Origin of the sequence: Heterorhizobium halophytocola (assembly GCF_017873095.1) — a bacterium.
Classification (GTDB): domain Bacteria; phylum Pseudomonadota; class Alphaproteobacteria; order Rhizobiales; family Rhizobiaceae; genus Allorhizobium; species Allorhizobium halophytocola.
This window is the reverse complement of record NZ_JAGGJU010000009.1, coordinates 216,870-230,746: the sequence shown is the minus strand read 5'-3', so window position 1 is coordinate 230,746 and position 13,877 is coordinate 216,870. Positions and strand designations below refer to the sequence as shown.

Below are 13,877 nucleotides of genomic sequence, written 5' to 3'. Positions count from 1 at the left end.
CGCGGAGGGCGCCGTCAACAGGCCTGTCGCAACAAGGCCTGCAAATGCCTGCCTCTCGTATTCCGCTGAATTTATTAGCTAAAACGCATGCGGAGCGCTGACGCCTTACAAAGCGACGAAGGGCGCCGACAGCCGTCGGCGCCCGCTTCGGCCGCGTGGCTTCACGCGCGCGCGGCGCGGATCGCTTCGTCATGCATCAGTGACAGGATGGTGCGCTTGTAGTCCATGAAGGCCTGGCTCGTCAGCGTATCGATGCCGCGCGGACGCTCGATCTCGATCGGCAGTGAGGTCTTGATCCGGCCGGGGCGCGCGCTCATCACGTGAACCTCGTCGCCAAGCAGGATCGCCTCGTCGATATCATGGGTGATGAACAGCACCGTCTTGCGCTTGGTCTGCCATATCTCCAGCAGCAGTTCCTGCATGACGCCGCGCGTCTGGCTGTCGAGCGCACCGAAGGGCTCGTCCATCAGCAGGATGCGCGGGTCGTTGGCCAGCGCCCGGGCAAGGGCCACGCGCTGGCGCATGCCGCCGGACAGTTCGCTCGGATAGGACTTCTCGAACCCCTGCAGCTGCACGGCCGAGATCAGCTCGTCGGCGATTGCCTCGCATTCCGATTTTGCCAGCTTCTTCAGGCTCGGTCCGAACATCACGTTCTCGCGCACCGTCAGCCAGGGAAACAGCGTGTAGCTCTGGAACACCATGCCGCGTTCCGACGACGGGCCGTTGATGGCCTTGCCGTCGAGTGTCAGCGTGCCGGAGGTCGGCTCCTCGAGGCCGGCGACAAGCCGCAGAAGCGTCGATTTTCCGCAGCCGGACGGTCCGACGATGACGGAGAAGGTGTCGTGCGCGACCGAAAGCGAGACGTCATCGAGAGCGGTGACGGCCGGTTTTCCCTTCGGTTCGAAGCGCACCGAGATATCGTTGAGGGCAAGCAGGCTCATGGACGCGGCACTCACATATTGGTGGACCACGGCAGCAGACGCTGGCGCAGCCATTTGAAGATGAAATCGGTGATCAGGCCGAGAATGCCGATGGTGAACACGCCAAGCAGGATGACATCGGTAAAGAGGCCGCGCATGGCGTTGAGGATCATGTAGCCGAGGCCGCTGTCGGCGGCCACCAGTTCGGCCACCACCAGATAGGTCCAGGCCCAGCCCATGGTGACGCGCAGATTGTCCATCACCCCCGGCATGCAGGCCGGCAGCAGCACGCGCAGCACCACCTGGTTGCGCTTGGCACCCAGCGTATAGGCGCAATCGATCAGGTCCTTGCTGACGCGGGCCGAGACGTCGGAGATCAGGATCAGCTGCTGGAAGAAGGTGCCGAGGAAGATCACCATGATCTTCTGCTCGATACCGATGCCGATCCACAGGATCAGCAGCGGGATGAGCGCCGAGACCGGAATGTAGCGCATGAAGCCGGTGATCGGCTCGAAGAATGCCTGCACCGCCCGGAAACTGCCCATCATGATGCCGATCGGCACGGCAAAGATGGAGGCCAGGATGAAGCCGGACAGGATGACGACCAGGCTGGAATAGATATTGCCGAACAGCGACAGGTTGGACACCCGCTTGATGCCGGCGACAACCACCTGCCCGGGCGTTGCCAGGAAGTCCGGCGAGGTGAACCCGCCATAGCTGAGCAGACACCAGAGGCCAAGCGCCATCAGGACCGAGGCCAAGCTGAGACCCAGGGCGGCAAACCGCGGTATCTCGACCTTCGGAGAGAGGATTGATTTGGTCCACATGAGGTGTCTGCTCCGCTTGGGTCTTACTTGACGATGCCGGTTGCGATCATCGACGCGGGATCGGTGTCGATCTTGAACAAGCCGGCTTCCTCACCCAGCGACTTGGCGTTGGTGATGGTCTTGACGATACCGTCGGTGTTGGCCGGATCCATGAAGGTCTTGTTCGTCTCGCCGTCATAGAAGGCGATGCCTGCACGGGTTTCGGCAAACACTGCCGGATCTTCCAGCCAGCCGCCGACGCCCTTGGCCATGATCTTGTCGGCCTCTTCCGGGTTCGACTTCTGGAACTCGACGGCCTTGACCCAGGCGCGGTAGAGACCTTCGAAATCGGCCTTGCGCTTGTCGAGATTGTCCTTTGTGGTGACCAGGATGTCGGTGATCAGGCCTGGCGTCTTGGTGCTGTCGATCAGCACATGGCCGCCCTTCTTGGCCTTGCCGCGGCTGAGCCAGGGCTCCCAGGTCACGGCCGCGTCGACATTGCCGGAGACGAAGGCGGCACCGGCGTCGCCCGCCGTCATGTTGAGGCTGTCGATATCCTTCAGCGTCATGCCGGCATTCTTCAGGAGAACACTCAGGAAGAACTGCGAGACGGAGCCTTCGGTATAGGCAACCTTCTTGCCCTTCAGGCCTTCGACCGACGTGATGTCGTCATTGGCAACGATGCCGTCGCCACCGCGGCTGTCGTCGATGGCGAAGAGATAGGTCAGCGGATGGTCCTTGGAGCTGAAGCCGAGAACGGTGTCGATGGTGGTGACGGCAGCGTCGAGACGACCGGCAGCCAGCGCCGGCATGCGGGTCTTCACGTCCTCCATCTTGACCAGGTCGACATCGAGCCCCTCGTCCTTGAAGAAGCCTTCCTCCTGGGCCATGTAGAGTGGGCCGTAGCCGACCCAGGTCGACAGGCCGATCGACAGCTTGTCGGCCGCCATCGCCGGATAGGACAGGCCGAGAACAGCCAGCGTCGCGAGCGCCGAGGCGCGAAGTTTACGTACGGTCTGCTTCATCATCGTGATCTCCAGATCAGTGTTGGAAGGATTGGTGGCAGAAAGGCAGTCAATCAGAAACCCGGCCGTGTGGTCGAGGGAGAAGTGGCAAGCACGCACAGAAGTTCGAACATCAGCGACACCCCGGCCCAAGCCGTACCGCCGGCAGGGTCGAATGGCGGCGAGACCTCGACGAGGTCGGCGCCGATCAGGTTGAGACCGGCAAGCTTGCGGACCATGCGCTGCGCCTCGCGGGTCGTGAAGCCGCCGATCTCAGGCGTGCCGGTGCCCGGCGCAAAGGACGGATCGAGACTGTCGATGTCGAAGGTGACATAGGTCTTCTGGTCGCCGACGATGGCGCGCGCCTCTTCCATGACGGCATCGACACCGAGATCCTCGAACTCTTCCATGCGGATGATCCGCACGCCGTGTTCCAGGCCCCACTCGATATCCTCGCCGTCATACATCGTGCCGCGGATGCCGATCTGCACGACCCGCTTCGGGTCGAGATAGCCATCCTCGATGGCGCGGCGGAACGGCGTGCCATGGGTGTATTTGAAACCGCCGAAATAATTGTCGAAGAGATCGGTATGGGCGTCGAAATGGATCATGCCGACCGGACCGTCACAGGCCAGTGCCTTCAGGATCGGATAAGAGATCAGGTGATCGCCGCCGGCGCTGAGCGGCGTGATGCCCTTCTCCTTCAGCCTGGAATAGAAACCGGTGATGCGCTGAAGTGCGTCGGCAAGGTCGGCCGGATTGACCGGCGCATCGCCGAGATCGGCGACATTGCGCGCCTTGAACGGATTGAGGTTGGTCGCCGGATGGATGGCGCGGATCATCGTCGAATAGTCACGCAGCTGGCGCGGACCGTGGCGGGTGCCGGGCCGGTTGGTCGTGCCCCCGTCCCAGGGAACACCGACGATGCCGATATCGACTTCGCCGATGTCGGCAGCGGCCAGATCGATCAGCGGCAGCCGCATGAAGGTCGCCGGTCCGGCATAGCGGGGGGAGTCGAAGCCGGAGATCGGCTGGAATTTTTCGGAAAAGGAAGATGGGGTATCTGCCATGCACTGCACTCCGTACGGACCTATCGGAAGCCGGCAGGTTGCCACAGCCGGAAACGTCCAATAATACTGAAGTTCAAATCTAAACGTCCAGGTCTATCAACCTAACATGGCTATCCACATCCCCCCGCTCAGCGATGTCGACCTGCGGCAACTGCGCGTCTTTCGCGCGGTGGTTGAGCGCGGCGGCTTCACGCAGGCGCAGGACGAATTGGGCGTATCGCGTTCGACGATCAGCGCCCAGATGGCGGCGCTCGAGACGCGGCTGGGACTGACGCTCTGCCGCAGGGGACGCTCCGGCTTCGCGCTGACGGAACATGGCCAGCGTATCTATGCCGAAACGATCAAATGCCTTGCATCGCTCGAAAACTTCCGCAGCGAAGTCGGCGCGATGCGCGGCCGGCTGGTCGGCGAACTCAGGATCGGCGCCGTCGATGCGATCGTCGGCAATGAGCATTGCCGGCTGGACGAGGCGATCGCGGCCTTCAACGAGCGGGTTCCGGACGTGCACGTGACGCTGGCCGTCGTGTCGCCCAACCAGATCGAGAATGCGGTGCTCAACCGCCAGATCGAAATCGCCATCGTGCCGAACCAGCCGATGAATGCCGCCGTACACCTGCAACAACTGTTTCACGAGGAACAGAACCTTTATTGCGGCGATCGTCATCCGCTGTTTGCCGTCGAGCAGAAAAGGCTGACACTGGAGCGGGTCTCCGAACTCAACTATGCACGCCGCGGCTATGCCATCGCCACCGGCTATCACTCGCTGTTTGCCAACACGCCGGGGGCCACGGCCTATTCGATGGAGGGCATCGCCCACCTCATTCTGGGCGGCCGCTTCGTCGGCTTCCTGCCGAAACACTATGCCCGGCAATGGCTCGAAGCCGGCCGGATGCGGCCCTTGAGACCCGATCTGCTGACCTACAACATCGCGCTTTGCGTCGCCCATTTCCCGGTGAGCGCGCTCTCGCAGGTCGGTGGGATATTCCGCGAATGCCTGCTTGAGGCCCACAGGACCAAGGCCTGACGGAGGCCGGCCGGAGGCCGGCCGGGCAGTGCCAGCGCTTCGAAAGACCGAAAGCGCCGCACATCGGCGATGGAGATCGATGCCCCGGTCGCCTTCTCCCAAACCAGGCTTCAGTTTGTCAGCGCCGTGACGCGCTGCAAGGCAGCGTCGAAGCCGGCAAGCGAGATGCTCAGCTGCAGCGGCTTGCCGGTACGGTCCGCTGCCAGGACCAGCAGAGCCTGGCCCTTGCCAAGCATCGCGACCATGCCCGCATCCAGCCGCAGCGGAACGAAGCAGCCGGCCGGCAGACAGGTGAAAAATCCGAGCGGCTTACCGAACGTCTTCCTGTCCACCTGCAGGGAGACGCCCTTGGGCAGCGACAGCCCGAAGGGCAGCACCAGCGCGCCCTTCATCCCCGCGCCATCCGGCTGAAGCTCGACCGTCAGCACATTTTGCTTCTTCTCGGTGACCTGCCGCTGCGTCAAGGCGCAGGCGCGCACGCCATCGGCGTCTTCCGTACGGCTCCGCTTGCCGTCCGCAGCCGCCGCCTTGATCACGCCGCAGGTGACGGTCCAATCCTTGTGGGTCTCGCTCAGCGATTGCGCGCCGCCCGGCAGCGAGACGGCATCCTGGGCCCTCAGGGCACCCGCACCGGCTGCAAAGACAAGGAGCGCTGCTGCAACAACACGGCTCAGGACGTGGCTGGAACGGGTCAAGATCATGGTCTCCGCAACGGGTGGGCCCGGATATCCGGGAAAGCAGAACGCGCAAGGCGCAAGGCAGGATTGCCCCCAACACCGGGGTCGGGCTCGGACGTTGGCCTCCGGCATGACGCTGACGCTGACGCTGCAATCCTGCCGGCTGCCGCCAAACCTGCTTCCGGGAGGAATGCCCTCTTGATGATGGGTCCGGCCATATGCCCCTGGGAAGGATCGCGCCGCGGCGCGCAGGCATGGCGGAGCCGTCCACCCACCCCCCGTGAAAGCAGGGCCACCGTGAAGCCGGAATCGGGAAAGGACCGGCAATGGCCCTTTCCCGTCTGCATGTCGCCCGATGCCGGCGCTATGACCGTGCGCCCAAAGGCCACGGGCGAGATGCTGCACATCCGGGAAAATTCCTTGGTGCTGAAAAATCGACAGTTCAAACATAGTCAGGTGCCGGCAAGCCGTGTCGGGCGCACCGGCAATACTGTGCGGAAAGTGTCATAGGCCTGAAATATAGACCGGCACCGTCCAGCCGGGTCATCTAGCCGGTCGTCCCCGCCCAGGGGAAGCACATGCCTGCCGATTTGCACGCAGTGACCAACAATTTGCGCTAGGCGTGAAGAGCCGCATGCAACCCGGGTCCGCACGGTGCCGAACCCGGCTCCGGCATGACCCTGTCGCCGTTCTGCAGAGCGGGCAAACAGATTGCCCGCCTTGCGACGTGACCGGGATTTTCAGGCTGACACATGCCGTTGGAAGAGGCGATATCAGCCCTGCGAAACCCCACACCAGGACGAGGACGAGGACGAGGACAGGCAATTGCAGGTCACCCGGCCGGCTGCGCCGATCTCGCGCAGCGGAGATCGGCCTGTCAGATCCGCAATTCGCTGCGTGCGTCGAACAGATGGAGGTTCTCCGGCAGGAAGGCAAAGGCAGCCGTTCCCGAGGCCGCGGGCACCGTTCGGCCGGACTGGACCATCACCAGCTCCGGATCCGTCGCCGTCGTGACATAGCTTGCCGAGCCCGTGCTTTCGACCGAGGCCACCGGCAGATTGAGCACGATCGCCTTGCCCTCCGCGGCAATGTCGATCTGCTCCGGCCGGATGCCGACGATGATCTCGTGGCCGGGCTGCACCTCGCGTCCAAGCGGTATCTTCGGGTTGTCGGCAATCTTCAAGGTCGCGGAACGGCCATCCTCGCCAACGACAGCCGGCACGAAATTCATCGCCGGCGAACCGATGAAGCCGGCGACGAAGCGGTTGACCGGGCGATCGTAGAGCGACAGCGGATCCCCCTGCTGCTCGATCACCCCGCCGCGCATCACCACCACATGGTCGGCCATGGTCATTGCCTCGATCTGGTCATGCGTCACATAGACCGAGGTCGCCCCGAGGCGATCGTGCAATGCGCGGATCTCCTTGCGCATGTGCACCCGAAGCGCCGCATCGAGATTGGAGAGCGGTTCGTCGAACAGGAAGGCCTTGGGGTTGCGGATGATCGCCCGGCTCATCGCCACGCGCTGGCGCTGTCCGCCCGAGAGTTCGCGCGGATAGCGGCCCATCAGCCCGGCAAGACCCGTCGTCTCGGCCACCGCTTCGGCCGCCTTCTTCGCCTCGGCCTTCGACGCGCCCCGGATGCGCAGGCTGTAGGTCAGGTTCTGCTCGACCGTCATGTGCGGATAGAGGGCGTAGGACTGGAACACCATGGCGACGTCACGCTTGCGCGGCGGCACCCCGTTCATCGCCGCGCCGGCGATCTTCATCTCCCCGGTGGAGATCGCCTCGAGGCCGGCAAGCGAGCGCAACAGCGTGGACTTGCCGCAGCCGGAAGGTCCGACAAGCGCGGTGAAGCTGCCCTTGCGGATTTCGAGGTCGATATTCTTCAGCGCATGATAGGCGCCGTAGAACTTGTTGACCCCGGAAAGTTCGATCTGTGCGGTCATTTGAGCGCTCCCGAAGTCAGCCCGGACACGATCCGGCGTTGCAGAAGGACGAAGGCGGCCAGGATCGGCGTCACGTAGATCGTGGCATAGGCCATGATGTTGTTCCATTCATTGGTATTGGGGCCCATGAAGGTGTTGAGCCCGACGCTTGCCGGCTGCAGTTCGACATCCTGGATCATCGACTTGGAATAGACGAACTCGCCGAAGGCCTGCATGAAGATCAGGATGGCGGCGACCAGGATGCCGTTCCTGGCAAGCGGCAGGACGATGTTGAAGAAGGCGCCGACGCGCGAATTGCCGTCGACCAGCGCTGCCTCTTCCAGTTCCTGCGGGACGGCCATGAAGGTGGCACGCACCAGCACCACGAAGAAGGGCATGCTCTTGGCGGCAATTGCCAGGATCACGGCGAGCCGCGGATAGTCGAGCAGGCCGACCTGCGAGAAGCCGACGAAGATCGGCGTGATCATCAGCGATGCCGGCAGGACCTGCAGCATCAGGATCAGGAACAGGCCGACATCGACCCAGCGGTTGCGATAGCGCGCCAGCACATAGGCGCAGCCGACGCCGAGGACGGCGATGACGACGACCGATCCGAGCGCAATCACCAGCGAGTTCCAGATATAGCGCGCCATGTTGCGGCTTTCCCAGACGAAGCCGAACACGCCCCATTGCGGATCGCGCGGCCAGAAGTCGGGCGGGCTGGCAAACATCGCCGAGCCGGATTTCAGCGTCGTGACATACATCCAGTAGAGCGGAAACAGGTAGACGATGGCGAGCAGGATCGCCACGACCAGCATCAGACGGTTGCGTGCGGTCTCGCTCATCCCCGCACCTCGTGGCGTGTCGAGCGCACATAGACGACCGAGGCGACCATGACGAAGACGATCATGATCACCGAGATCGTCGCCCCCTTGGCGAAATCATACTGGCGGAACGACATGTCCCAGGCCCAGTATTGCGCGACATTCGAGGAATTGTTCGGCCCTCCCGAGGTGATCGCGGCAAACAGGTCGAACTGCTGCAGGGTGAAGATCAGCCCGAGAGACAGCACCGCGCCGATCGACGAGCGCATCATCGGCAGGGTGATCGTCCAGAAGCGCTGCCAGGCATTGGCCCCATCCAGTTCGGAGGCCTCGTAGAGATCGCCGGGAATCGAGGACAGGCCGACCGACAGCAGGATCATGTTGAAGGACGTCCCGAGCCAGACATTGGCGAGAATCACCGCCCAGAGCGAGAAAGTCGGGTCCGACCGCCAGAAGATGTTGCCGTCGACAAGCCCGCTGGCATTGAGCAGGAAGTTGAGCACGCCGAAATCGCCCGACAGGATCCAGTTCCAGATCGCCCCGACCACCAGGCCCGGCATCACCCAGGACACCAGAAACAGCCCCCGCAGCCAGGACGAACCGGGAAACCCGGTCCAGAAGAACAGCGCCAGCCCGAAGCCGATGACGAACTGGCCGGCGATCGAGGCGATGACGAAGATCGCGGTATTGCCGAGGATCGGCCAGGTCTCGGGCATCGAGAACAGATCGGCATAATTCTGCAACCCGACAAAGGGTCGCCAGAGCTGGCCGAGCGAAAACATGTCGACTTCCTGAAAGCTCATCAGCACGTTGTAAAGCAGCGGCAGGCCGGAGAGCAGCAGCAGGAAGGCGAGCGGCAGGGCGACGAGCAGGATGTCGAAACCACGGCCGTCGGTGATCGACTGAGCCAGTTTGCGCAAAGATTCGGTCCTCTTGGTCGGTCTCCGCCGGACGAGAGTGCCGCGCTGTCGCGCAAGCACCCCGCCCGGGAGGGTTGGGTATTCCAGAGGAGACCGGGCCATGGTGACGGGCCCGGTCCGCCAGGTTGCTAGCCGAGGACGGCGTCGATCTTCTGCTGCGCCTGGTCGAGCGCCTCCTTGGCCGACATCTGCCCGGTGAGCGCCGCCTGGATGGCATCCTGGATCGCCTTGGAGATCTTCGGCCATTGCGGATGCGGGCCGCGCGGCCTGGCATACTGAAGCTGCTCTTCGAACACCTTCAGCGCGGCATCCTTCTTGGCGTTGCCGGTCGGCGGGATCTTGATGTCGGAGCGGGCCGGCAGCTGGCCGAAATCCTTGAACATCCGGTCGTCCTGCGAGGCGAAATATTCGAGCACCTTGAAAGCCTCCTCCGGATGCTTGGTGGTCGAGAAGATCGCCCAGTTGAAGTCGCCCATCGCCGAGGAGCGTTCCGCGCCGTCTTCCGGAACCGGCATCAGCGCCACGCCCCAGTCGAATTTCGCCTCCTCGCTCATCCGGTCGAGTTCCCAAGGCCCCGAGATCACCATGGCGGCATTGCCGGAATTGAAGGTCCCGGTCGAATCCCACTGGCTGCGGGTCAGCGTGTCGCGCGAGGCGAGGCCCTCGTCGATGATCGTCTTCCAGGTATCCAGCGCCTTGACCGCACCGTCGCTGTTGATGTGGTCATAGGAACCACCCGCCATTTGCGCCCAGGGCAGGAACTGGAACGTGCCCTCCTCGTTGGCCTTGGCCGAGAAGGCAATGCCGTAGACGTTCTTCGACGGGTCGGTGAGCTTGCGCGCATCGGCGACCAGCTCGTCCCAGGTCTGCGGCGGCTTGTCCGGGTCGAGACCCTTCTCCTTGAACATGTCCTTGTTGTAGTAGAGCGCGATGGTGTTGGTCGCCTTCGGCACGCCGAAATTCTTGCCGTCCCACTTCGTCGAGGCGAGCGGGCCGGGATAGTAGTTGTCCGGCTTGATGACATCGGACTTGGCGATCATGTCGGTGAGGTCGAGAAAGGCGCCGCGCGAGGCGAACAGCGCGTGCTCCGGGTTGTCGACGGCGATGATGTCGGGCGCCTGGCCGGTGGAATAGGCGCGCATCGCCTCGCTGACCACATCGTCGAACTGGATCTGCCGGTATTCCACGGTGATCCCGGTTTTCAGCTTGTTGAAGTCGGCAATCAGATTGGGTGCCGGCTGGATGTCGCGGTCGAGCGACCAGACCGTGATCTTCACGTCCTCGGCCCGTGCGGCAAGCGAAAGCGCCGCGACGCCTGCGAGCGTCAGCGCGGCAAGCACTGCAAGTTTGCGGATAGCCATAGTCTCCTCCTCCTGGTCATCCCTTGTTGTCAGGTCCGGCGGCCCAGATCCTCCCCGGTGACCGCCGCATGCACGTCATGCCTCAGCCGGCGATGTCGACGAAATCGCCGCCCCGGCAATGCTTCAGATAATTCAGGCCATGCACCTGGCCGGTGATTTCCAGCGCCTCGCGATAGACGGGGTCGTGCCACCCCTCGATGTCGATCGACCCCGACCAGCCGGCCAGCCGCAACTCGGAAATCACGTCCGTCCAGTTGGTGTCGCCGAATCCCGGCGTGCGCATGAAGACGAAGGGGTGCTTGCCGAAGATGCCATGCTCGCGGATCACGTCCCAGCGGATGCTGGCATCCTTGCCGTGCACGTGGAAGATCTTGTGCGCCCATTTGCGGATCTGCGGGATCGGGTCGATCAGATAGACCATCTGGTGGCAGGGCTCCCATTCGAGCCCGATATTGTCGTCCGGCGTCTCGTTGAACATCAGCTCCCAGGCATCCGGATTGTGCGCGATGTTCCAATCGCCCGTCTGCCAGTTGCCGTCCATGGCGCAATTCTCGAAGGCGATCCGCACACCCTTGTCGGCGGCACGCTTTGCAAGCTCGCTCCAGACCTCGCGGTAGCGGGGCAGGCTGTCGGTCAGCACCTTGCCGCGGATACGGCCGGTGAAGCCGGCAACGCAGGTCGCGCCGAAATGATGGGCATTGTCGATGCAGTCCTTCCAGCCCTGCAGGGTCTCGCGGTCCAGATCCTGCTGTTCCAGCGGATTGCCGAACATGCCGATCGTCGCCATAGTAATGTCGCGCTCGCCGATCGCGTCCCGGCAGCGCTTGCCGAGTTCTGCCAGGTCCTGGCCGCCGGTGGTCTGCCAGAAGAACGGCTCGAAGCTTTCGAAGCCGAGATCGGCGATATTGGCGATACGGGTCTCGGCGCCCGGTTTCGTGGCGGATATCATGGTGCCGATGCGGATGGCCTTGGCGGGATTGGTCACGATCTTCAATTCCTCATGCTGCAATGGAAACGGGCATGCCGGTGCGCGCGCTTTCGATCGCGCCGAACACCATGGCAAGGCTCTTGATATTGTCGGAACTCACGGTTTCGGGCGCGCCGCCCCTGCCGATCGCGTCGATGAAATCGGCGATCACGCTGGCATGGCCGAGGGTGCGGGCATCCTCAGGCGCAGCGGGCACATCGACCGCCACATGACCGGGCAGCAGCCCGGGTTCCTTGCCGGCGATCGTCGCTTCGAAGGTCTCGGCCCCGTCCCAGGTGATCATGCCCTTGGTACCGACGAGCCGCCAGCGGCTTTCCCAGCTGGTCGGCTGGCCGGGCGCGCACCAGGATCCGCGATAGGTAAAGACGCAGCCGTCCGACATCTGGAAGATCGCATCGGCCGCGGCCCCATGCCGATACCAGGAGCCGGCCGGGTTGGTTTCCAGGCAATAGACGGACTGCGGCTGCTTGGCCGAAATGAAGCGGGCGGCATCGAAGGTATGGATCGCCATGTCGAGCAACAGCACATTGTCCATGGCCTCGCGGAAACCGCCGAAATGCGGGCCGAGGAAGAAATCGCCGTGGATTGCCGTAAGGTCACCGATCAGGCCCTCGGCCACGGCGCGCCGCAACCGCCGGACGCCCGGAATGAACCGGCGGTTCTGCACCACCGCATGAATGCGCTCCGCCTGGCCTGCGAGAGCGATGAGCGCCTCGGCCTCGGCCATCGAGGATGCCAGCGGCTTTTCCGACAGGACGTGGCAGCCATGGGCGAGACCGATCTCGACCACCGTCGAACGCGCCGGCGGCACCACCACATCGAACAGGATTTCGGCGCCGGTCTCTTCCAGCACCGCGGCGAGATCCGTGCCGATCACGACATCGCCGAGCTCGAACTCCGCGGCCAGACGCCGGGCGGCGTCGATATCGAGATCGACCAGGCCCCGCAGACGAACACGCTGCGACAGGTCGGGGTTGTCGAGGATCGCCCTCAGCCACCCTCTGGCCATGGATCCGCATCCGCTCAAGACGGCCGTCATTACCACTGAAACCTCCTCCCGGCGCATCGCGTCTGCTCCTCCAGCAGGTGACGCGATCGCATGAAACGCATTCTCCGTAAACGTTCACGGGACGATAAAAGCATCGCTATTGCCCTGTCAACAGAAATTCCGTAAACGATTACGAAAGACCTGAGCGCCTAGGAAAATCATCGGCGCACAGGGCATGCATGGGCAGGGGCAGATATCATGAAGGGCATTCGCCAACTGGCAGATCATCTGGGAATTTCGATCGGCACCGTTTCGCGCGCGCTGAACGACAAGCCGGACGTCAACCCGCAGACGCGCAGGCGCGTGCTCGAAGCGGCCGAGACCTATGGATATGTGGCCAATCAGGCGGGTCGCTCGCTGCGGCGCGGAACAACCGGCATAATCGGCTTCATGATGCAGACCGGTCACGAGATCACCGGCCAGGGCGAAACCTTCTTCATGAGCGTCTTCGATGGGGTGCAGACCGTGCTGGCCCGCCATCATCTCGATCTCGTCGCGCTTTTGTGTTCCTCGGAAGAGGATCCGGATGCCTATCTCAAACGGATCGTCGCCCGGGGTTTCGCCGACGGCTTCATCCTGTCGGCCACCCGGCGTCAGGACGGCCGCCTTGCCATGCTGCAAAAGGCCGGCATTCCCTTTCTCACGCTCGGGCGCAGCCAGAGCGATATCGGACAGCCCTGGTATGACCTCGATTTCGAGGGCATGGCGGATGTGGCAATCCGCCGGCTGATCGCCGCCGGCCACAGCCGGATCGCGATATCCAGACCGCTCGGGGACATCAATCTCGGCTATGTGTTCGAGGCGCGCTGCCGGGAAATCCTGGAAAGCCGCGGCCTCGCCTTGCCGACAAGCCGGGTGTTTCGCTCGCAACCCAACGAGAGTGGCGGCTATGCGCTGGCACGCGAATTCATCGCGTCCCCGGAACGGCCGACCGCCATGGTGCTGGTCAACGAGGCGACCGTCATCGGCTTTTATCGCGGGCTGGAAGAAGCCGGCCTCAGACCCGGCCGCGACATCGCCGTCATCGGCCAGCACAGTCCCCGCGCCCAGTATCTGTCGCCCGCGCTCACCTGCTTCAGGCCCGCCTTGCGCGAACTCGGCGTCTCGCTTGCCGAAACGCTGCTGTCGACCATGCCGGACTTCGCCGAAAGCTATCCCGACGCACAGCGCCAGGTACTCTGGCCGATGGATATGGTCGAAGGGGAAAGCGACCGCTAGCCGACCTATTGTCGGCGGGCCAAAATGGCCAAGACCTCGGATTCTCGACCGTCGACGACGAGAACCTCGCCCATGCACGAGGTGACAAGG

Annotated in this window: 13 protein-coding genes; 2 read left to right on the top strand and 11 right to left on the bottom strand. The window is 63.4% G+C overall.

Annotated elements, in window-relative coordinates; all coding sequences use genetic code 11:
* Positions 1-161: 161 nt before the first annotated feature.
* The 4 genes from J2Z17_RS17120 to speB are packed head-to-tail and all read right to left on the bottom strand — an operon-like array spanning position 162 to position 3,800.
* Positions 162-941 carry an ABC transporter ATP-binding protein gene (locus J2Z17_RS17120; protein ID WP_209946838.1) on the bottom strand — a complete coding sequence of 260 codons (780 nt, stop codon included), beginning with the start codon at positions 939-941 and terminating at the stop codon, positions 162-164.
* 11 nt (positions 942-952) lie between these two features.
* Positions 953-1,747, bottom strand: coding sequence for an ABC transporter permease (locus tag J2Z17_RS17115; protein WP_209946837.1), 795 nt, complete (start codon positions 1,745-1,747; stop codon positions 953-955).
* A gap of 23 nt (positions 1,748-1,770) precedes the next feature.
* Positions 1,771-2,754: an ABC transporter substrate-binding protein gene (locus tag J2Z17_RS17110; protein ID WP_209946836.1), complete on the bottom strand. Its 984-nt coding sequence runs from the start codon at positions 2,752-2,754 to the stop codon at positions 1,771-1,773.
* A 50-nt stretch (positions 2,755-2,804) separates the two neighbouring features.
* The gene (gene speB, locus J2Z17_RS17105) at positions 2,805-3,800 is read right to left on the bottom strand and encodes an agmatinase (protein ID WP_209946835.1); all 996 of its coding nucleotides are present in this window, start codon (positions 3,798-3,800) and stop codon (positions 2,805-2,807) included.
* Positions 3,801-3,906: 106 nt separating this feature from the next.
* Between speB and J2Z17_RS17100 the strand changes: the two genes are divergently transcribed.
* Complete coding sequence (locus J2Z17_RS17100) at positions 3,907-4,824, top strand: LysR family transcriptional regulator (RefSeq protein WP_209946834.1); 918 nt, start codon at positions 3,907-3,909, stop codon at positions 4,822-4,824.
* 110 nt (positions 4,825-4,934) lie between these two features.
* Here J2Z17_RS17100 and J2Z17_RS17095 read toward each other — a convergent pair whose 3' ends face one another.
* The 7 genes from J2Z17_RS17095 to J2Z17_RS17065 form a co-directional block, all read right to left on the bottom strand.
* On the bottom strand, positions 4,935-5,519 hold the full coding sequence (locus J2Z17_RS17095) for an invasion associated locus B family protein (RefSeq protein WP_245224177.1): 585 nt from the start codon (positions 5,517-5,519) through the stop codon (positions 4,935-4,937).
* 859 nt (positions 5,520-6,378) lie between these two features.
* Entirely contained in the window at positions 6,379-7,449 is a 1,071-nt protein-coding gene (locus J2Z17_RS17090; RefSeq protein WP_209946832.1) for an ABC transporter ATP-binding protein, read from the bottom strand.
* Positions 7,446-8,273, bottom strand: a complete 828-nt coding sequence (locus J2Z17_RS17085; protein WP_209946831.1) for a carbohydrate ABC transporter permease — start codon at positions 8,271-8,273, stop codon at positions 7,446-7,448. Before J2Z17_RS17085 ends, J2Z17_RS17090 begins: the two co-directional genes overlap by 4 nt.
* A complete protein-coding gene (locus J2Z17_RS17080) occupies positions 8,270-9,172 on the bottom strand; it encodes a carbohydrate ABC transporter permease (protein WP_209946830.1) in 903 nt (300 codons plus the stop codon). The genes J2Z17_RS17085 and J2Z17_RS17080 overlap by 4 nt, the downstream gene beginning before the upstream one ends.
* A 128-nt stretch (positions 9,173-9,300) precedes the next feature.
* Positions 9,301-10,533, bottom strand: a complete 1,233-nt coding sequence (locus J2Z17_RS17075; protein ID WP_209946829.1) for an ABC transporter substrate-binding protein — start codon at positions 10,531-10,533, stop codon at positions 9,301-9,303.
* A gap of 82 nt (positions 10,534-10,615) precedes the next feature.
* A complete protein-coding gene (locus tag J2Z17_RS17070) occupies positions 10,616-11,518 on the bottom strand; it encodes a sugar phosphate isomerase/epimerase family protein (protein ID WP_209946828.1) in 903 nt (300 codons plus the stop codon).
* A 13-nt stretch (positions 11,519-11,531) separates the two neighbouring features.
* Positions 11,532-12,566, bottom strand: a complete 1,035-nt coding sequence (locus tag J2Z17_RS17065; protein WP_209946827.1) for a Gfo/Idh/MocA family protein — start codon at positions 12,564-12,566, stop codon at positions 11,532-11,534.
* A 201-nt stretch (positions 12,567-12,767) separates the two neighbouring features.
* Here J2Z17_RS17065 and J2Z17_RS17060 point away from each other — a divergent pair, with 201 nt between their 5' ends.
* Positions 12,768-13,787, top strand: coding sequence for a LacI family DNA-binding transcriptional regulator (locus J2Z17_RS17060; RefSeq protein ID WP_209946826.1), 1,020 nt, complete (start codon positions 12,768-12,770; stop codon positions 13,785-13,787).
* Positions 13,788-13,877 lie beyond the last annotated feature (90 nt).